The organism is Bradyrhizobium sp. (assembly GCF_049586575.1).
Classification (GTDB): domain Bacteria; phylum Pseudomonadota; class Alphaproteobacteria; order Rhizobiales; family Xanthobacteraceae; genus Bradyrhizobium.
In genome coordinates this window covers 1-19,101 of sequence record NZ_JBAVCF010000051.1, presented here as the reverse complement: position 1 = coordinate 19,101, position 19,101 = coordinate 1, and the positions used below count along the sequence as shown (strand labels likewise).

At 62.4% G+C, this 19,101-nt stretch carries 16 protein-coding genes and 1 pseudogene; 11 read left to right on the top strand and 6 right to left on the bottom strand.

Going from position 1 to position 19,101, the window contains the following annotated elements; translation table 11 throughout:
• From infB to pnp, 5 genes are all read left to right on the top strand, one after another.
• A partial coding sequence (infB, locus tag WB528_RS01735) for a translation initiation factor IF-2 (protein ID WP_423886708.1) occupies window positions 1-1,997 on the top strand: 1,997 nt, incomplete at its 5' end.
• A 147-nt stretch (window positions 1,998-2,144) separates the two neighbouring features.
• Complete coding sequence (rbfA, locus tag WB528_RS01730; protein ID WP_423886707.1) at window positions 2,145-2,558, top strand: 30S ribosome-binding factor RbfA; 414 nt, start codon at window positions 2,145-2,147, stop codon at window positions 2,556-2,558.
• Window positions 2,558-3,667 carry a tRNA pseudouridine(55) synthase TruB gene (truB, locus tag WB528_RS01725; protein WP_423886706.1) on the top strand — a complete coding sequence of 370 codons (1,110 nt, stop codon included), beginning with the start codon at window positions 2,558-2,560 and terminating at the stop codon, window positions 3,665-3,667. Before rbfA ends, truB begins: the two co-directional genes overlap by 1 nt.
• Before the next feature lie 2 nt (window positions 3,668-3,669).
• Complete coding sequence (gene rpsO / locus WB528_RS01720; RefSeq protein ID WP_423886705.1) at window positions 3,670-3,939, top strand: 30S ribosomal protein S15; 270 nt, start codon at window positions 3,670-3,672, stop codon at window positions 3,937-3,939.
• A gap of 389 nt (window positions 3,940-4,328) precedes the next feature.
• Window positions 4,329-6,482, top strand: a complete 2,154-nt coding sequence (gene pnp / locus WB528_RS01715) for a polyribonucleotide nucleotidyltransferase (protein ID WP_423886704.1) — start codon at window positions 4,329-4,331, stop codon at window positions 6,480-6,482.
• Window positions 6,483-6,728: 246 nt separating this feature from the next.
• Here pnp and katG read toward each other — a convergent pair whose 3' ends face one another.
• The gene (gene katG, locus WB528_RS01710; protein ID WP_423886703.1) at window positions 6,729-8,879 is read right to left on the bottom strand and encodes a catalase/peroxidase HPI; all 2,151 of its coding nucleotides are present in this window, start codon (window positions 8,877-8,879) and stop codon (window positions 6,729-6,731) included.
• 115 nt (window positions 8,880-8,994) lie between these two features.
• Here katG and WB528_RS01705 point away from each other — a divergent pair, with 115 nt between their 5' ends.
• From WB528_RS01705 to WB528_RS01695, 3 genes and pseudogenes are all read left to right on the top strand, one after another.
• Entirely contained in the window at window positions 8,995-9,933 is a 939-nt protein-coding gene (locus WB528_RS01705) for a LysR substrate-binding domain-containing protein (protein ID WP_423886702.1), read from the top strand.
• 5 nt (window positions 9,934-9,938) lie between these two features.
• Window positions 9,939-10,394 (top strand): annotated as a pseudogene (locus WB528_RS01700) (GNAT family N-acetyltransferase).
• Between the two features lie 90 nt (window positions 10,395-10,484).
• The gene (locus tag WB528_RS01695) at window positions 10,485-11,081 is read left to right on the top strand and encodes a glutathione S-transferase family protein (RefSeq protein WP_423886701.1); all 597 of its coding nucleotides are present in this window, start codon (window positions 10,485-10,487) and stop codon (window positions 11,079-11,081) included.
• Between the two features lie 13 nt (window positions 11,082-11,094).
• On the opposite strand, the gene fabV is transcribed toward WB528_RS01695, so the two are convergent.
• From fabV to fabA, 3 genes are all read right to left on the bottom strand, one after another.
• Window positions 11,095-12,267 carry an enoyl-ACP reductase FabV gene (gene fabV / locus WB528_RS01690; protein ID WP_423886700.1) on the bottom strand — a complete coding sequence of 391 codons (1,173 nt, stop codon included), beginning with the start codon at window positions 12,265-12,267 and terminating at the stop codon, window positions 11,095-11,097.
• 24 nt (window positions 12,268-12,291) lie between these two features.
• On the bottom strand, window positions 12,292-13,515 hold the full coding sequence (gene fabB / locus WB528_RS01685) for a beta-ketoacyl-ACP synthase I (RefSeq protein WP_423886699.1): 1,224 nt from the start codon (window positions 13,513-13,515) through the stop codon (window positions 12,292-12,294).
• Between the two features lie 83 nt (window positions 13,516-13,598).
• On the bottom strand, window positions 13,599-14,129 hold the full coding sequence (gene fabA, locus WB528_RS01680; protein ID WP_423886698.1) for a bifunctional 3-hydroxydecanoyl-ACP dehydratase/trans-2-decenoyl-ACP isomerase: 531 nt from the start codon (window positions 14,127-14,129) through the stop codon (window positions 13,599-13,601).
• 343 nt (window positions 14,130-14,472) lie between these two features.
• On the opposite strand from fabA, the gene irrA reads away from it, so the two are divergent.
• Window positions 14,473-14,964: an iron response transcriptional regulator IrrA gene (gene irrA / locus WB528_RS01675; RefSeq protein WP_423886697.1), complete on the top strand. Its 492-nt coding sequence runs from the start codon at window positions 14,473-14,475 to the stop codon at window positions 14,962-14,964.
• Window positions 14,965-15,099: 135 nt separating this feature from the next.
• Here the strand turns inward: irrA and WB528_RS01670 are convergent, their stop codons facing one another.
• Window positions 15,100-15,615 carry an SH3 domain-containing protein gene (locus tag WB528_RS01670; protein ID WP_423886696.1) on the bottom strand — a complete coding sequence of 172 codons (516 nt, stop codon included), beginning with the start codon at window positions 15,613-15,615 and terminating at the stop codon, window positions 15,100-15,102.
• Window positions 15,616-15,877: 262 nt separating this feature from the next.
• Between WB528_RS01670 and WB528_RS01665 the strand changes: the two genes are divergently transcribed.
• A complete protein-coding gene (locus tag WB528_RS01665) occupies window positions 15,878-16,879 on the top strand; it encodes a 2-hydroxyacid dehydrogenase (protein WP_423886695.1) in 1,002 nt (333 codons plus the stop codon).
• A gap of 148 nt (window positions 16,880-17,027) precedes the next feature.
• Here WB528_RS01665 and WB528_RS01660 read toward each other — a convergent pair whose 3' ends face one another.
• On the bottom strand, window positions 17,028-17,828 hold the full coding sequence (locus tag WB528_RS01660; RefSeq protein WP_423886694.1) for a HesA/MoeB/ThiF family protein: 801 nt from the start codon (window positions 17,826-17,828) through the stop codon (window positions 17,028-17,030).
• A 143-nt stretch (window positions 17,829-17,971) separates the two neighbouring features.
• Here WB528_RS01660 and WB528_RS01655 point away from each other — a divergent pair.
• On the top strand, window positions 17,972-19,101 hold a 1,130-nt coding region (locus WB528_RS01655; RefSeq protein ID WP_423886693.1), incomplete at its 3' end, for a peptidoglycan-binding protein.

Here is a 19,101-nt window from a genome sequence, read left to right as displayed (position 1 = left end):
TTTCCGACGAAGACGAAGGCCCGCGCCCGATGCGTCGCGGCCCGGGCGGCGCCCTGCGTCCGGCGGCACCTCCGAAGACGACCGCAAAACCGTCGCCGCAGAAACAACGCGGCCGCCTGACGCTGGTCACCGCGCTCAACGCCGATGATGTCCGCGAGCGCTCGATCGCATCGTTCCGCCGCCGCACCCAGCGCCTCAAGGGCCACCAGACCAACGAGCCAAAGGAAAAGCTGATCCGCGAGGTTGTGATCCCGGAAGCGATCAACATCCAGGAACTCGCCAACCGCATGTCCGAGCGCGCCGTCGATGTCATCCGGCTGCTGATGAAGCAGGGCGCGATGCACAAGATCACCGACGTGATCGACGCCGACACCGCGCAGCTGATCGCCGAGGAACTCGGCCACACCGTCAAGCGCGTGGCGGCTTCCGACGTCGAGGAAGGCTTGTTTGACGCCGTCGAAGATTCGACTGACACCGAGCCGCGCTCGCCGGTCGTGACCGTGATGGGTCACGTCGATCACGGCAAGACCTCGCTGCTCGACGCGCTGCGTCACGCCAATGTGGTTTCCGGGGAAGCCGGCGGCATCACCCAGCATATCGGCGCCTATCAGGTGACCTCGCCGGAGAGTGGCAAGAAGATTACCTTCATCGACACGCCCGGCCACGCGGCGTTCACCGCGATGCGCGCCCGCGGCGCCAAGGTCACGGATATCGTGGTGCTGGTGGTCGCCGCCGATGACGGCGTCATGCCGCAGACGGTGGAAGCGATCAACCACGCCAAGGCGGCGAAGGTGCCAATGATCGTCGCCATCAACAAGATCGACAAGGCCGACGCGAAGCCCGAGCGTGTCCGCACCGAACTGCTGCAACATGAAGTGCAGGTCGAATCGCTCGGCGGCGAAGTCGTCGACGTCGAGGTCTCCGCCAAGAACAAGACCAATCTCGACCGGCTGCTCGAGATGATCGCGCTGCAGGCCGACATCCTCGATCTCAAGACCAATTCGACGCGGCCTGCCGAAGGCACCGTGATCGAGGCCAAGCTTGATCGCGGCCGCGGCCCGGTGGCAACCGTGCTGGTACAGCGCGGCACTTTGAAGGTCGGCGACATCGTCGTCGCCGGCGCCGAAATGGGCCGCGTGCGCGCGCTGATTTCGGATCAGGGCGACACCGTCGAGGAAGCCGGCCCCTCCGTACCGGTCGAGGTGCTCGGCTTCAACGGACCGCCGGAAGCCGGCGATCGCCTCGCGGTGGTCGAAAACGAAGCCCGCGCCCGCCAGATCACGAGCTATCGCGCCCACCAGAAACGCGAGAATGCCGCTGCCAGCATTTCCGGCATGCGCGGCTCGCTCGAGCAGATGATGTCGCAGCTCAAGACCTCGGGCCGGAAGGAATTCCCGCTGGTCATCAAGGCCGACGTGCAAGGCTCGCTGGAAGCAATTCTCGGATCGCTCGAAAAACTCGGCACCGACGAAGTCGCCGCCCGTATCCTGCATGCGGGCGTCGGCGGCATTTCGGAATCTGACGTCACGCTGGCGGAAGGCTTCAATGCCGCGATCATCGGCTTCTCCGTCCGCGCCAACAAGGAAGCGGCGGCTGCGGCCAAGCGCAACGGCATCGAGATCCGCTACTACAACATCATCTACGACCTCGTCGATGACGTGAAGAAGGCGATGAGCGGCCTGCTTGCGCCGACGTTGCGCGAAACCATGCTCGGCAATGCCCAGATCCTCGAAGTGTTCAACATTTCCAAGGTCGGCAAGGTCGCCGGTTGCCGCGTCACCGACGGCACAGTGGAACGCGGCGCCAATGTGCGCCTGATCCGCGACAACGTCGTCGTGCACGAAGGCAAGCTGTCGACGTTGAAGCGGTTCAAGGACGAAGTGAAGGAAGTGCAAGCCGGCCAGGAATGCGGCATGGCGTTCGAGAATTACGGCGACATGCGGGTCGGCGATGTCATCGAATGCTACCGCGTCGAATCGATCCAGCGCAGCCTGTAAGTTCAAGTCTTACAGCGGCGCTGGAATTTTAAACGAAGGGTCATGCCCCGCGGAGGCGAGGCATCCAGTAGTCCCCGGAACAACTTAAAGCACGGCGTACTGGATCACTCGCTTACGCGGGTGATGACGACCATCAGGATTTTGACAATGCCTCGCCATCATCACAGGAGTTCCGCTCCGGGCGGTTCGCAGCGCCAGTTGCGCGTCGGCGAGACCGTGCGTCACGCGGTTGCCGAGATCCTGGCGCACGGCAACGTTCACGACCCCGATCTCGAAGGCCACATCATCACGGTACCCGAGGTGAAGATGTCGCCCGACCTCAAGCTTGCAACCGTCTATGTGATGCCGCTCGGCGGGCGCGATACCGACAAGGTGATTGCCGCGCTCGCCCGCAACAAGAAGTTCCTGCGGGGCGAGGTTGCTCATCGCGTTAACCTGAAATTTGCTCCTGACCTTCGCTTCCGCATCGACGACCGATTCGACGAAGCGGAACGTATCGAGAAATTACTGCGAACACCTGAGGTGCAGAGAGATATCGCACCCGATTCGGACGACAAATGATGAATGTGACGACGGCAAACCCGGCGGCCGGATCGCAGAATGGCGATTCGCCTGTGGGGGAAGAAAATATTTTTTCCGAGCCGCGCGACCAGGACAGGCGCGTCAACAACGATCCGCGCCAGAAGCATCCGAAGCAGAACAGCAGCCAGCCGCGCCGCGACAAGCGCGACGTCCACGGCTGGGTCGTGCTCGACAAACCCATCGGCATGACGTCAACCCACGCGGTCGCCGTCGTCAAGCGGCTGTTCTCGGCCAAGCGCGCCGGCCACGCCGGCACGCTCGACCCGCTCGCCTCAGGCGGTTTGCCGATCGCGATCGGAGAAGCCACCAAGACGGTTCCCTTCGTGATGGATGGCCGCAAGCGCTATCGTTTCACCGTGACCTGGGGAGAGGAACGCGACACCGACGACACCGAAGGCCGTGTTACCAGAACCAGCGAACTGCGGCCCTCGCCCGAGGCGATCACGGCGCTACTGCCCCGCTTCACCGGCTTGATCGAGCAGATCCCGCCGCAATATTCCGCCATCAAGGTTCAAGGCGAGCGGGCCTATGACCTGGCGCGGGACGGCGAGATCGTCGAGCTGAAGCCGCGTCCGGTCGAAATTCACCGATTAACCCTTGTAGAACAAATAGATGATAGCCATTCCGTGCTCGAAGCCGAGTGCGGAAAGGGTACCTATGTTCGGGCTCTAGCCCGCGATATCGGGCGGATTCTCGGCTGTTTCGGCCATATCAGCGCGCTGCGGCGGACGCTGGTCGGCCCGTTCGTCGAAAACGACATGATTCCGCTGGAACAGTTGGAGGCTTTATGCGATAGAGCCGCGTCCGGCGAGGGTAGCCTCGCCGACGCGCTTTTGCCCGTTGAGACCGCGCTGGACGACATCCCGGCACTGGCCGTCACTCGGGCTGATGCGGCAAGGCTCCACAGGGGTCAGGCCGTTTTGTTGCGCGGACGGGATGCGCCCAATTGTAGCGGCACAGTCTATGTCACGGTGGCAGGCCGGCTTCTCGCGCTTGCTGAAATTGGCAATGGCGAACTCATCCCCAAGCGCGTGTTCAACCTGACCGGGCTGACTGCCAGTTCGGCTCGCAACAATGAAAGTATCTGACGATGTCGATTACCGCAGAACGCAAAGCGGAAGTCATCAAGAAGAGTGCCAACAAGGCCGGCGACACCGGCTCGCCCGAGGTTCAGGTTGCGATCCTGTCGGAACGCATCAACAACCTCACCGGTCACTTCAAAAGCCACGTGAAGGACAACCATTCACGCCGCGGCTTGTTGAAAATGGTCGCCACGCGCCGCTCACTCCTCGACTATCTGAAGCGAACGGATGAGGCGCGCTATCAGGCGCTGATTGAAAAGCACAACATTCGCCGTTGAGCTTTTAGTGAAGTACGCGCGCGTCATTTGGCGCGCGTTTCTGCATGATCGACCGAGAGCCAGCTTCGTACGGCTTTCGAACCGATGATGCGCAGGGGCATGAGGCGAAAGCCGCCATGTCCTCGAGCATGGTCCAGAAAACGCGGGAAATGGTTTCCCGAAGGCACCGTGCTTAAACAAGAACGTCCAGCAGCAATCCGGCTCGCTGGGCGAAACGGGCAAGGTGCCCGTGATACTTACGCGAAAGGATGGACGCCATCCTAAAACCTGAAACCATGGCAGGATCGCCGGATGCTGACGCAGCAACGCGCCCAGCATCCCGCCATCTTGCGCATGGTTTTTTGTTTTGTGGCATCGCTCCTTTCGTAAACTCATGAAAGAAGATCGCAATGTTCAATAAGCATTCAGTCGAGATTGACTGGGGTGGGCGTCCGCTCAAGCTTGAAACCGGAAAAGTCGCGCGGCAGGCCGACGGCGCCGTCCTTGCCACCTATGGCGAGACCGTCGTGCTCGCGACCGTCGTTGCCGCCAAGTCGCCGCGCGAGGGCGTCGACTTCCTGCCCTTGACCGTCGACTATCAGGAAAAGACTTACGCCGCCGGCCGCATCCCCGGCGGTTATTTCAAGCGCGAAGGCCGTCCGACCGAAAAGGAGACGCTGGTCTCCCGCCTGATCGACCGCCCGATCCGCCCGCTTTTCGTCGACGGCTGGCGCAACGAGACCCAGGTGATCGTCACCGTGCTGTCGCACGACATGGAGAACGATCCCGATATCGTGGCACTGGTGGCGTCATCGGCCGCTCTGACGTTGTCCGGCGCACCCTTCAAGGGTCCGATCGGGGCAGCGCGCGTCGGATTCGCCAACGACGAGTTCATCCTCAATCCGACGCTCGACGAAATGACTGAGACCCAGCTCGACCTCGTCGTCGCGGGCACCGCCGACGCGGTTCTGATGGTGGAATCGGAGGCCAAGGAGCTCAACGAAGACGTGATGCTCGGCGCCGTGATGTTCGGCCACCGTCACTTCCAGCCCGTGATCAAGGCGATCATCGAGCTTGCGGAGAAGGCGGCCAAGGAGCCCCGCGAAGTCACCGTGATCGACAATGCCGCCATTGAGAAGGAAATGCTCGGCCTCGTCGAACAGGACCTGCGCAAGGCCTACGCGATTCCGGTCAAGCAGGAGCGTTATGCCGCAGTCGGCGCCGTCAAGGAAAGGGCGATGGCGCATTTCTTCCCCGAAGGTCAGGAGCCCAAATACGACAAGCTCCGCGTCGCCGGCGTGTTCAAGGAGCTCGAAGCCAAGATCGTTCGCTGGAACATTCTCGACACCGGCAAGCGCATCGACGGCCGCGACGTCAAGACCGTGCGCAACATCATCGCCGAAGTCGGCGTGCTGCCGCGCGCTCACGGCTCCGCACTGTTCACCCGTGGCGAAACCCAGGCGATGGTCGTGACCACGCTTGGCACCGGCGAGGATGAGCAATACATCGACGCGCTGTCGGGAACGTACAAAGAGACGTTCCTGCTGCACTATAACTTCCCTCCCTACTCGGTCGGCGAGACCGGTCGGCTCGGCGGCACCAAGCGGCGCGAGATCGGCCATGGCAAGCTCGCCTGGCGTGCGATCCATCCCGTGCTGCCGCCGCACCACGAGTTCCCATACACGGTGCGCGTGGTCTCCGAGATCACCGAGTCCAACGGCTCCTCGTCGATGGCTTCGGTCTGCGGCGCCTCGCTTGCGCTGATGGATGCCGGTGTTCCGCTGAAACGGCCAACCGCGGGTATCGCGATGGGCCTGATCCTCGAAGACAAGCGCTTTGCCGTGTTGTCGGACATCCTCGGCGACGAGGACCATCTCGGCGACATGGATTTCAAGGTCGCCGGAACCGAGAGCGGCATCACCTCGCTCCAGATGGACATCAAGATCGAGGGCATCACCGAAGAGATCATGAAAGTGGCGCTCGGCCAGGCCAAGGAAGGCCGCATCCATATTCTGAGTGAGATGTCGAAGGCGCTCACGGCCGCCCGCGCCGAGCTCGGCGAATACGCGCCGCGTATCGAAACCTTCAAGATCGCCACCGACAAGATCCGTGAGGTCATCGGCACCGGCGGCAAGGTGATCCGCGAGATCGTCGAGAAGACCGGCGCCAAGGTCAATATCGAGGACGATGGCACCGTGAAGGTTGCCTCCAACGACGGCGAAGCGATGAAGGCTGCGATCAAGTGGATCAAGTCGATCGCTTCCGATCCGGAAGTTGGACAGATCTACGAGGGCACCGTGGTCAAGGTGATGGAGTTCGGCGCGTTCGTGAACTTCTTCGGCGCCAAGGACGGTCTGGTCCACATCAGCCAGCTGGCCTCCAGCCGAGTGCAGAAGACCTCCGACGTCGTCAAGGAAGGCGACAAGGTCAAGGTCAAGCTGCTTGGCTTCGACGATCGCGGCAAGACGCGGCTGTCGATGAAGGCCGTCGATCAAACGACCGGCGAGGACCTCGAAGCCAGGCAGAAGACTGAAGCTGTGCCCGCGCAAGCCGCCGGCGAGTAATTCTGCAACAAGACACAATGAAAAAGGGCGGCTTTTCAGCCGCTCTTTTGTTTTGACTGCCTTACTCTGTCATCGCCCGGCTTGCCGCCTTCGCTAAAGCTACGGCGCGCCCTGGACTCACTCGCCCAGTCGAAGCCTTGGCGTAGACGGGACCGGGCGATCCAGTATTCCAGAGACACCGTAGCTTGAATCGATGGCCCCTCGGCGTACTGGATGCCCCGCATGCGCGGGGCATAACGAAGAAGGTCAGGCCGCGATGTCGAACCGGTCAGCGTTCATGACCTTGGTCCAGGCCGCCACGAAATCCCTGGCGAACTTCTCCTTCGCGTCCGCGCTCGCGTAGACTTCCGCGAACGCGCGGAGCTGCGAATGCGCGCCGAAAATCAGGTCGACGCGTGTGCCGGTCCATTTGGCTGCTTTGGTCTTGCGGTCGCGACCTTCGTAGGTGCCGTCGGCTGCCGGCTGCCAGACGGTGGCCATGTCGAGCAGGTTGACGAAGAAATCGTTGCTCAGCGTTCCCGGCTTTTGGGTGAAGACGCCGTGCTTCGAGTTACCCACATTGGCGCCGAGCACGCGCAGGCCGCCGACGAGGACCGTCATCTCGGGCCCGGTCAACCGCAGCAATTGCGCCCGGTCCACGAACGCCTCCTCAGGCGCCATGAACTGATGCTTCTTGCCGACGTAGTTGCGGAAGCCGTCGGCCCGCGGTTCGAGTGGAGCAAAGGACTCGACGTCGGTCTGATCCTGCGAAGCATCCGCACGCCCCGGCGTGAACGGAACCTTCACGTCGATACCGGCATCCTTCGCGGCTTTTTCGACTGCCGTACAGCCGCCGAGAACGATCAGATCGGCGAGGGAAACCTTCTTGCCGGACTCCTTCTGGATCGCCTCTAACTTCGTCAGAACGTTCCTGAGTTCGGCCGGTTGGTTGACCTCCCAGTCCTTCTGCGGCGCCAGACGAATACGCGCACCGTTCGCGCCACCGCGCTTGTCGGAGCCGCGGAACGTCGATGCCGACGCCCATGCGGTCGAGACCAGCTGGGACACCGACAGACCCGAGCCGAGAATCTTCGCCTTCAGCGCGGCGATGTCCTGTTCCCCGATCAGCGGATGATCCACCGCTGGAATCGGATCCTGCCAGATCAGCGTTTCCTTCGGGACCAGCGGGCCGAGGTAGCGCGCGACCGGGCCCATGTCGCGGTGCGTAAGCTTGAACCACGCCCGGGCGAATGCGTCGGCAAACTGGTCCGGATGCTGATGGAAACGCCGCGAAATCTTTTCGTACGCCGGATCGAAGCGCAGCGACAGGTCGGTGGTCAGCATGGTCGGCACATGCTTTTTCGATTTGTCGTAGGCGTCGGGGATGGTGGCTTCGGCGCCTTTGGCCTGCCACTGCTTGGCGCCGGCCGGGCTCTTGGTCAGTTCCCACTCATATTTGAACAGGTTGTCGAAGAAGGCATTGCTCCACCTGGTCGGCGTCTGCGTCCATGTGACTTCGGGGCCGCCGGTGATGGCGTGGGCTCCGATGCCCGTGCCGTAAGTGCTCTTCCACCCCAGTCCCTGATCTTCGAGGGCGCCACCTTCCGGGGCCGCGCCGACCAGCGACGGATCACCCGCACCGTGAGTCTTGCCAAAGGAGTGGCCGCCGGCAATCAGCGCGACGGTCTCTTCATCGTTCATCGCCATGCGGAAAAATGTTTCGCGGATGTCCTTGGCCGCTGCGAGCGGATCCGGATTGCCGTTCGGTCCTTCCGGATTGACGTAGATGAGCCCCATCTGCACCGCGCCGAGCGGCTCGGCGAGCTGGCGTTCGCCACTGTAACGTTCGTCGCCGAGCCAGGTGCCCTCGGGACCCCAGTAGAGTTCTTCCGGCTCCCAGACGTCGGCGCGACCGCCGGCAAAACCGAAGGTCTTGAAGCCCATCGACTCCAGCGCGACGTTGCCCGCCAGAATCATCAGGTCGGCCCACGATATCTTCCGGCCGTACTTCTGCTTGATCGGCCACAGCAGCCGGCGCGCCTTGTCGAGGTTGGCATTGTCAGGCCAGCTGTTCAATGGCGCGAAGCGCTGCTGCCCGGCCCCGGCGCCGCCACGGCCGTCCGTGATGCGATAGGTGCCGGCGCTGTGCCAGGCCATGCGGATCATCAGACCGCCGTAATGACCGAAGTCGGCCGGCCACCACTCCTGCGAATCCGTCATCAACGTCTGCAAGTCCTTGATCACGGCGTTGAGATCGAGGCCCTTGAATTCCTTGGCGTATTCGAACGCCTTGCCCATCGGATCCGACAAAGTGGAATTTCGATGCAGAACGGAAATGTCCAGCGTGTCCGGCCACCAGTCACGATTGGCGTGGCCGCGTTTGCCGCCCGTGAACGGGCACTTCGTTTTGTCGTCCATGATCGTCTCCTCTTGTGGTCCGGGAGTTTCGCCCTGAGCCAGCGATTTTCGACTCTACGCAGCCCTTTCCATCAGGTAAAGTAGTGTTTGGTGATGACATCGATAGGATAATCTGATGATCAACGTCACGCTGCGGCAGCTTCGCTACTTCGACGCACTGGCGCGTCACGGCCATTTCGGCCGCGCGGCAGAAGCCTGCGCGATCTCGCAGCCGGCCCTGTCGATGCAGATCAAGGAAATGGAAGAAGTCCTCGGCAGCCTGCTGCTGGAGCGCAGCGCGCGACAGATTGCATTGACCACGTTCGGCGAGGAACTGTTGCTTCGTGTCCGCGACATCCTGCGCTCGGTCGACGAACTCGGCGACTTTGCGCGCGCCACGCGCGACCGGCTTGCGGGGCGGCTGCGGGTCGGCATGATCCCGACGGTCGCACCCTATCTGTTGCCCAAGGTCATCGAAAATCTGGCGCGTCTGCATCCCGAACTCGACATCCACGTCCGCGAGACACTGACGGCGAAGCTGATCACCGAAGTCGCGGAAGGCCGGCTCGATACCGCCATCGTGGCCTTGCCGGCATCCGAACCCTCGCTGACCGAGATCGCACTGTTCCGGGAAAATTTCCTGCTTGTAAGGCCGGGCGAGCAGGAGGGCACACCGGTTCCGAGCCGGGAGACCTTGCGCGAAATGAAGCTATTGCTTCTGGAAGAGGGCCACTGTTTCCGCGACCAGGCGCTGTCGTTCTGCAACATGCGCGCGTCGCCGCCGCGGGAGGTGCTCGACGCAAGCTCGCTGTCTACGCTGGTTCAGATGGTCGGTGCCGGCATCGGCGTGACTTTGATTCCAGAGATGGCCGTGGACGTTGAAACACGTTCGGCCTCGGTGTCGGTCGCACGCTTCAAAAATCCGCAGCCCTCGCGCACCATCGGCATGGTCTGGCGCAAGACCAGTCCCTTGGCGCGGCAGCTCCTGCAGATCTCCGACGTCGTGTGCCTGTCGGCCGGCAAGAAGCGCGGACGGCCAATAAGCGAGCTTGCCTCGCGCCGCGTCACGGCTTGAACGTCATGGCCGACCTTGCGATCCGCCCTGCGGTGAAAGACGAATATGACGAGATCGGCCGCATCTGGATGGAGAGCTGGGTCTCGACCGGGCTCGATACGGCAAGCGAGGTGCTGCTGAAAAACCTGCGCGCGCGCATTCCGTAGGAGATCGAGAAAGGCTGGAGCCTCTTCGTCGCCGACGATGACCGGTCCATCGCCGCGATGCTGGCGCTGCATCTGCCTCAGCTGTACCTCGATCAGCTTTTCGTCGCACCGGAATATCAGGGGCGTTCGATCGGCCGGAAGCTGCTGGCCTTCACGCGCACGAAATTGCCGGACGAAATTTGGCTGCGCTGCGTCCGTGAAAACGAAAAGGCCTGGCGCTGGTACGAGCGCGAGGGCTTTGTGTTCGAACGCGAGGCGCCGGAACCGGCGATCGGACGCATGATGAAATATTATCGATGGAAGAAGGCGACATAAATCCATCGCCCGCTTTGCGGACGATCGCCGGCCGCCTTGTTTGCGACCGATTGACGAATAGACTGCGTCCCATCAACGGGAAGCCAGGTCATGATGAAACTGTATTGGTCGCCGCGCTCGCGGTCGTTTTCCGCACTTTGGCTGATGGAAGAAACCGGCGAACCCTATGAGCGGGTGCTGACCGATATTTCCAAGGGCGCGCAGAAGACGGCGGAATATCTCGCGATCAATCCGATGGGCAAGGTGCCGGCGATCAAGGACGGCGAGGCGACGCTCGCGGAAGCCGCCGCGATCTGCGCCTACGTCGCCGAGCGCTATCCGCAGGCGAAGCTCGCGCCTACCGTCGGCGATCCCCAACGCGCGAAATATCTTTACTGGCTGTTCTTCGGACCCGGCTGTGTCGAGCCGGCGATGGTGCAGGCCGCCACCAAGATCGAGATGAATCCGGTCGCGGCCGGCTGGGGCGATGTGCAGCGGGTACTCGATGTCCTCGACGCCGCTTTGCAGAAGGGGCCGTGGCTTCTCGGCGATAATTTCTCGGCCGCCGATATCGTGATCGGGTCGGGGCTGAATTTCGCGGTCAGGCTGTTCAAGATGCTGCCGGCGCGCCCATCGTTCGACCGCTATCTCGACGCCTGCGCGGCGCGGCCCGCCTTTCAACGCGCTGGCGCGCTCGTGATGGGCTGAAGCCCGAGGTGATTTAACCCGGGACGGCGCGCGGATCGATGTCCCGCGCGTAATCGACGCCGTCGATGCCAAATCCGAACAGGCGAAGGAATTGGCTCCTGTATTCGGCAAGGTCGGCCAATTCGCCGAGGGTTTCCGTGGAGAGCAGCGGCCATCGCCGCGACACCTCGGCCTGCACCTTGGGCGACAGCTCCCAATCGTCGAGCCTGAGGCGCTGCGCGTCATCGACCTCGGCCTGCTTGCCAAGGCGAGTCCGGAACAGCCGATCGATCTGTTCGATGCATCCTTCCTGGAGCCCGAGTTGCTTCATGACCTTGAACAGCACCGTTCCGTAGAGCGGTACCACCGGAATGGCCGAACTCGCCTGGGTGACCACGGCCTTCAGCGCGACCACGCGGGCGGCATCAGGGCCGAGCCGGCCGCGGATTTCTTCCGCCTTGCGATCGAGATCGACCTTGGCGCGGCCCAGAGTGCCGTTCCAGTAGATCGGCCAGGTTAGCTCGCTGCCGATATAGGTGTAGTTGAGCGTCTGGAAGCCGGGCGCCAGGACCCCGGCGTCCGCAAGCCGGTCGATCCAGCGCTTCCAGTCATCGCCCCCCATCACCGCGACCGTGGCGGTGGCTTCATCCTCACTCGCCGGCGCAATAGTCGTCTCATAGACCTCGCCGGTTTCAGTGTTGAGGGTCTTGATCTCGACGGGAGCGCCGAGCGGCTTGATCGCCGAGCGATAGGTCTTGCCGGTGGCCGGATCTGTCCGGACTGGAGCGGCCATGCTGTAGACCAGCATGTCCAGCTGTCCGAATTTTTCGCGCACGCGGTCGATAAACGTCGTCTTCAGCTCGTCGGAGAACGCATCGCCCTCCAGGGTGAGCGGAGATCGTCCGATCTTCTCAGCCTCGATCTCGAATGCGCGGTTGTTGTACCAGCCGGCGCTGGCCGTTCGGTTAGCTGTAGGCTCGCGCTCCAGCGACACGCCGATGGTCTCGGCGCCACCGGCGAAGGTCGCAGTAATGCGGCTCGCGAGGCCATAGCCCGTCGAACAGCCGAGTACGGCGACACGCTTGGGACACTCCGGAATGGCTCCCTTCCCGAGAACATAAGCGATCTGCTCGTGGACATTCTTGGCGCAGCCGACAGGATGTGCGGTCGTGCAGATAAAGCCTCGCACGCGCGGTTCAATAATCATGCCGACCCCGTTTTGAATCGCGAATCACGCATCCAGCCGCTTGAACACCAGCGTCGCGTTGGTGCCGCCGAAACCAAAGGAATTCGACAAGACCGTGCCAAGCTTCGCGTTGTCGATGCGCTTGCGTACGATCGGCATGTCCGCGAACACCGGATCAAGCTCGTTGATATTGGCGCTTTCGCAAATGAAGCCGTTGTTCATCATCAGCAGCGAATAGATCGCTTCCTGCACCCCGGTTGCGCCGAGCGAATGGCCGGTGAGCGCCTTGGTTGCGGAAATCGGCGGGCATTTCTCGCCGGTCCCGAATACCTTGCGGATCGCCTCGATCTCCGGCGGGTCGCCGGCCGGCGTCGAGGTGGCGTGGGGATTGATGTAGTCGATCTTGGTGTTGACGGTCGAAAGCGCCATCCGCATGCAGCGCTCGGCGCCTTCGCCCGACGGGGCGACCATGTCGTAGCCGTCCGATGTGGCGCCATAGCCGACAATTTCGCCATAGATGCGCGCGCCGCGTGCCTTGGCGTGATCGAGTTCTTCGAGCACCACCACGCCAGCGCCGCCGGCGATGACGAACCCGTCGCGACTGATGTCATAGGGCCGCGAAGCGGTTGCCGGCGTGTCGTTGTATTTCGACGACATCGCGCCCATCGCGTCGAACAGGACCGACAGGCTCCAGTCCAGTTCCTCGCAGCCGCCGGCAAAAACGATGTCCTGCTTGCCGATCTGGATGGTCTCGTAGGCGTTGCCGATACAATGATTTGAGGTCGCGCAGGCCGACGAGATCGAATAGTTGACGCCCTTGATCTTGAACCAGGTAGCGAGCGTCGCGGATGCCGTCGAGGACATGGCCTTCGGCACGGCGAACGGACCGACCCGCTTCGGTCCCTTGGTGCGTGTCACATCGGCCGCCTCCACGATGGTCCGCGCCGACGGGCCGCCCGACCCCATGATGATGCCGGTGCGGACATTGGAGACATCGGATGGTTCGAGGCCCGCATCCTGGATCGCCTGCTCCATTGCGACATGATTCCAGGCCGCACCTTCCGCCAGAAAACGCATCGCGCGCCGGTCGATCACGCCGGCCGGATCGAGCGTGGGAGCGCCCTGCACCTGCGAGCGAAAACCCAGCTCGGCGTATTTCTCCGCGCGCGTGATTCCCGACTTGGCCTCGTGGAGGCTCGAAAGCACTTCCTGGGTGTTGTTTCCGATGGATGACACAATGCCCATCCCCGTGATCACAACCCGCCTCATGACCGCCTCACCCTATAAACGTTGTCTTCTTCTGCGATGTATGTAGCCAAACTACTAAAGGTCGTCTCGGCTCAATGAAAAGTTCAGGTTCCCGGCCGCACTGCGGCATCCTGCTTGAAAAGCCCGACCTTCAGATCCTTGGCGCGATAGATAATCTCGCCATCCATGGAAAGCCAGCCGTCGGCGATCCCCAGCCATAGCTTCGATCGCATCACGCGCTTTATGTCGATGTTGTACACAACCTTGCGGGCGTTCGGCAGCACCTGCCCGGCGAGTTTCAATTCGCCGAGCCCGAGCGCCCGGCCGCGCCCTTCTCCGCCGATCCAGCCGAGATAGAAGCCGACCATCTGCCACATCGCATCGAGGCCAAGGCAGCCAGGCATCACTGGATCGTTCTTGAAATGGCAGCCGAAGAACCAGAGGTCCGATTTGACGTCCAGTTCCGCACGGATCAGGCCTTTGCCGAATTCCCCGCCCGTCTCGGTGATTTCGGTGATGCGGTCGAACATCAGCATCGGCGGCAGCGGCAGTTGGGCGTTTCCCGTGCCGAACAGCTCGCCCCGGGCGCATGCCAGCAAATCCTCGTATTCATAACCGCCGCGCCGATCCAGCATGATCCCAGCCTTTGTCCAAAATCCCGATGAAGCATAAGGCTAAACGAACCCGTCGAGCGGGGAATCGGCGCCTGTAGTGCGGATTGGCCCTAAACTCTCGACAGGTCGGAAAACCCTGCGGCGGCGGGCGTTTGCCTATGCCAATCCGGCGTTAACCGAAGTCGGCCGCTCTCTATCACAGGGCCTGCGGGCGGCAAAGCGGGGGACCGAGGCAAATAGCCGCTTGCAGTGCCCATACGCAGGTCTGCCCCTCAGCTTCCTAGTTGCGAAAAACTTGCATCTGCGGTCGATCCTCTTTATATCTCGGAGAATATTGTGGTTGTTGACAGAGTTTGACTTGGAAATGAGCGACGATGGTTCACTTTTGAACGGCGAATCCGCGGGTACCGAGCCCAGGGCGACGGGGCGCGAACCCACGTTAACCGGCTGTCCGTGGCACGACGTCAATGAAATGTTGCAGGCTGCCGGCCTGCGGCCCACCCGCCAGCGGATGGCGCTGGGCTGGCTGTTGTTCGGCAAGGGTGCGCGCCACCTGACCGCCGAAATGCTCTACGAAGAAGCAACGCTGGCGAAGGTTCCGGTGTCGCTCGCCACCGTCTACAACACGCTCAATCAATTGACCGATGCCGGCCTGCTGCGCCAGGTCAGCGTCGATGGCACCAAGACCTATTTCGACACCAACGTGTCGGCGCATCATCACTTCTATCTCGAGAACAACCACGAGCTGGTCGATATCGAAGACCCGCATCTGGTGTTGCAGAAGATGCCCGAAGTCCCCGAGGGCTACGAGATCGCGCGGATCGACATGGTCGTGCGCCTGCGCAAGAAGCGCTGAGCCTGCTTTAGCAAATTGTTGATTGTCGTTCCGGGCGCGAGTGAAGCGAGCGAGCCATTGGTGCGCTATTGCGCACCTGAGAACCTCGAGATTCCGGATTCGATGCTGGCGCTCGCTCCGGAACGATGCTGCGCGTCAATCCACCTTTTCGTCGGCATAGACGCCCCAAAGGCGCTGCTGTTCGATCCAGCCGTCGAAGCCGTTGCCGGCGACGTGACACCAGCCGGCCGCGCAATGCTTGACCTGCGCGACCACGCCGGCCTGCAGGCGGGCGGTGACGGCGCTGGTCGTATCGGCCCGCTCGTAGAGCGAGGCGAGGTCGTCCTTGTTCTTCATGGTGATGACCGCGGTCCGGCGGCCCGACAGCAGCGAGTGATAGACCCAACCCTCGGCGCCCTCGGAATCGCGAACCCGGCGCCAGTTCTCGAACTCGGCGGTGATCTCAACCGGCAAACCCGAGCGGGTATAGACCCAGGCCACATCATTGTCCTTGGTCGGACCGGCGCGAACATTCACATGGTCGGATTTGAGGCTGACATATCGCGGCACGGGCAATCCGCTTGTCGTCAGCGCGGAATCCTTGGCCGAAGCGGCCGACACACAGAGCAGGCCAATGACAAGAACCTGCGAACAAAAACGCCCAAACTCCATCAACGCGTCTCCGACACCCCATCAGCTCAAATTCTTCGAGCCGCCGACCCCAAAACCCCGCTGCCGACCCGCTTGTCCCGGGCTTAAATTCCGGCCTCACCTTGCGGGTTCTTGTTTTGGCCCGGTCTTCTGCTAGAGAGGACCGAACAGCAAGACACAGAAAGCCCGCCGGGAGGCTTTACGGAAACGCCCGGACTACGTGGCAGCGGCAGTGTCGAACACCCGGGTTAATGAGGTCTGAACAACCTCACGAGGGCAGGAGATGTCGGTTAAGAAAAAGCCTCTCGTTGTCGTGACGCGCAAGCTGCCGGACTCGATCGAGACCCGGATGCGCGAGCTGTTCGACGCGCAGCTCAATCTCGACGATACGCCGCTAACGCAGGAGCAGTTGGTCAACGCGGTCCGCACCGCGGATGTCCTGGTTCCGACCGTGACCGACCAGATCAGCGAAGCCGTGCTCAATCAGCCGGATTCCCGGCTGAAGCTGATCGCCAATTTCGGCAACGGCGTCGACAATATCGACGTCACGGCGGCGCACGCGCGCGGCATTACCGTGACCAATACGCCAAAGGTGCTGACCGAAGACACCGCCGACATGACGATGGCGCTGATCCTGGCCGTGCCGCGCCGGCTGATTGAGGGCGCCTCGGTTCTCACCGACGGCAAGAATTGGGCGGGCTGGTCGCCGACCTGGATGCTCGGCCATCGCATCGGAGGAAAGCGGCTCGGCATCATCGGCATGGGCCGGATTGGCCAGGCGGTGGCGCGCCGCGCGCACGCCTTCGGCCTCCAGATACACTATCACAACCGCCGGCCGGTCGCCCCGCGCATCGCCGAGGAACTCGGCGCAACCTATTGGGAAAGCCTCGACCAGATGCTGGCGCGGATGGACATCATCTCGGTGAACTGTCCGCACACGCCGGCGACGTTCCACCTGCTCTCGGCACGGCGGCTGAAACTGATCCGAAAAGACGCCTATATCGTCAACACCGCGCGCGGCGAAGTGATCGACGAAGAGACACTGACCAAGCTGATCGAGGGCGGCGAGATCGCCGGCGCCGGCCTCGACGTGTACGAGCATGAACCCGCGGTCAGTCCGAAACTGGTTCGGCTGGCGAAAGCCGGCAAGGTGACGTTATTGCCGCATATGGGCTCGGCCACCATCGAGGGCCGCGTCGAGATGGGCGAGAAGGTGATCATCAACATCCGCACCTTCCTCGACAATCACAAGCCGCCGGATCGCGTGCTGCCCAGCATGCTGTGACGGCTTCGCTTTATGCTAGTGGTCATTTGCGCTCGCCTCGTTCGCGTGTGCGCCAAGTGATCGGGGGTACAGCCCTTTCGAAGACCGTTGCCTGGAGAGATGCCCCTCCCCAACCCTCCCCGTTCCAGGGCGAGGAAGCGGCGCTTCCTTACCGATGCGCACTCAAATCGGTGATCACGAGCGCATCGCCGTTGAGCGGATTGAGCGGATCACGCTGGTAACGCAACGTCTCAAAGCGCATGGCGCGGGCATCCACCATCAACAGCCGCCCGACCAGTCCCTCGCCAAAGCCGACGATTTCCCGAATCGCTTCCAGCGCCATCATCGAGCCGAGAACACCGGCGAGCGCGCCCATCACGCCGGCCTCTGCGCAAGCCGGCACCGTGCCCGGCGGCGGGGCTTCCGGAAACAGGCAACGATAGGTCGGGTTGAACTCGCCGTCGGCGTTCTTTTCATGCGCGCGGATCGTGGTCAGCGAGCCATCGAATATGCCAAGCGCCGCTGTGATCAAGGGTTTGCCGGCCAGGAAGCAGGCATCGGAAACGAGATAGCGCGTTTCGAAATTATCGGAGCCATCGAGCACCAGATCGTAACCGCCGATCAGTTCGAGCGCATTGATGGCGTTCAATCGCGTGGCGTGCGCGGCAAATTTGACATGAGGATTGAGGCCGGCAATGCGCTCGGCGGCGCTATCGACCTTTGGCCTGCCGATGTCGGAGGTTTCGTGAATGATCTGGCGCTGCAGATTGGAGAGCGACACCGTGTCGTCATCTACCACGCCCAGCGTGCCGACGCCTGCGGCGGCGAGATACATCAACGCCGGTGCGCCGAGCCCGCCCGCGCCGATCACCAGCACGGCGGCCTCTTTCAAGGCGGCCTGGCCGGGCCCGCCAACCTCGCGCAGCACGATATGGCGGGCATAGCGTTCGAGTTCTTCAGAACTCAGCATCTGGCAAACTTACCCTTCGCTCCGGCTACGATGTAGTGAACCCTCAATCTACTGAACCCTCAAATCGTTGAACCGCTCGGCCGTTGGTTTCGACCCAACAGATGTGCTTAATTAGGCTTACATCAATGGATTTGAGAAGTGTCATGAGATCGATGCTGACCGCAACATTGATATTGGCGGCGGCAACGGCTTCCGCGACGGCCCAGACGACGCACGGCAAGTCAAAACAGGCCACAACCACCCCGGCCCGGCCGGCCCTGCAATCTCCTTCAGACACGGCCAACGCGATTGGCCAGGGCGAGCGGCTCGCGATCCAGTCCGACCTCGCCTGGGTCGGCCAGTACAACGGCGCGATAACAGGCGACGTCAGCGAACGGATGGTGGAGGCGATCAAGGAATTTCAGAAGGCCGGCGGCGGCAAGCCGACCGGCGTGCTCAATCCAAAGGAACGCAGTGTGCTGGCCGAGACCGGGCGGCGGCGGCGGGAAAATGCCGGCTGGAAGATCGTGACTGACGCGCCGACCGGCGCGCAGCTGGGCATTCCGACCAAGCTCGTGCCGCAGCAGACCTCCGACGCCAATGGCACGAAATGGAACTCGCCGACCGGCACGATCCAGGTTCTGCTGACGCGCCGCAAGGAAACCAATCCGGCCACGGCCAAGCTCGCCGAGCGGGAAAAGAAAGAGCCCGCCGGCCGCACCGTCGACTACACGGTGGTCAAGCCGGAGTTCTTTGTGTTGTCGGGTTTGCAGGGCCTGAAAAAATTCTATGTGCGCGGCACCTTCAAGGGCGACGAGGTCCGCATCCTCACCGTCCTCTACGATCAGGCGACCGAGAACACGGTCGAACCCGTGGTGATCGCGATGTCGAGCGCGTTCAATCCCTTCCCGGTCAATGCCGGCCCGCCGCCGCGCAAGACGGTCGACTACGGCACCGGCGTGGTGGTGACCGAGGACGGCGCGATCGTGACCGACCGTCAGATCACCGACGGCTGCATCGCCATTACGATTCCGCCTTTTGGCAATGCCGACCGCATCGCCGAGGACAAGGACCATGATCTGGCGCTCCTGCGCCTCTATGGCGCGCGCGGATTGAAACCGCTTGGCCTTGCTTCGAATCCGGCTGACAGGGCCAACATCGAATTGACGGGAATTGCCGACCCGCAAAATCAGGGCGGCGGCCGCGCAGCAACCACCGTCAAGGCAGCGATTGCGCCGGTCGCGGGCGGCAGCGATCTCGCCCTTTCGCCGACGCCGGCCACCGGCTTTTCCGG

Bases quoted from the DNA above. Each gene is read 5' to 3' on its own strand.
- truB (WP_423886706.1), top strand. From the start codon at position 2,558: ATGAATGTGACGACGGCAAACCCGGCGGCCGGATCGCAGAATGGCGAT.
- pnp (WP_423886704.1), top strand. From the start codon at position 4,329: ATGTTCAATAAGCATTCAGTCGAGATTGACTGGGGTGGGCGTCCGCTC.
- WB528_RS01695 (WP_423886701.1), top strand. From the start codon at position 10,485: ATGATGAAACTGTATTGGTCGCCGCGCTCGCGGTCGTTTTCCGCACTT.
- rbfA (WP_423886707.1), top strand. From the start codon at position 2,145: ATGCCTCGCCATCATCACAGGAGTTCCGCTCCGGGCGGTTCGCAGCGC.
- WB528_RS01670 (WP_423886696.1), bottom strand. From the start codon at position 15,615: ATGGAGTTTGGGCGTTTTTGTTCGCAGGTTCTTGTCATTGGCCTGCTC.
- irrA (WP_423886697.1), top strand. From the start codon at position 14,473: ATGAGCGACGATGGTTCACTTTTGAACGGCGAATCCGCGGGTACCGAG.
- WB528_RS01705 (WP_423886702.1), top strand. From the start codon at position 8,995: ATGATCAACGTCACGCTGCGGCAGCTTCGCTACTTCGACGCACTGGCG.
- WB528_RS01660 (WP_423886694.1), bottom strand. From the start codon at position 17,828: ATGCTGAGTTCTGAAGAACTCGAACGCTATGCCCGCCATATCGTGCTG.
- rpsO (WP_423886705.1), top strand. From the start codon at position 3,670: ATGTCGATTACCGCAGAACGCAAAGCGGAAGTCATCAAGAAGAGTGCC.
- fabA (WP_423886698.1), bottom strand. From the start codon at position 14,129: ATGCTGGATCGGCGCGGCGGTTATGAATACGAGGATTTGCTGGCATGC.
- WB528_RS01665 (WP_423886695.1), top strand. From the start codon at position 15,878: ATGTCGGTTAAGAAAAAGCCTCTCGTTGTCGTGACGCGCAAGCTGCCG.
- fabB (WP_423886699.1), bottom strand. From the start codon at position 13,515: ATGAGGCGGGTTGTGATCACGGGGATGGGCATTGTGTCATCCATCGGA.
- katG (WP_423886703.1), bottom strand. From the start codon at position 8,879: ATGGACGACAAAACGAAGTGCCCGTTCACGGGCGGCAAACGCGGCCAC.
- fabV (WP_423886700.1), bottom strand. From the start codon at position 12,267: ATGATTATTGAACCGCGCGTGCGAGGCTTTATCTGCACGACCGCACAT.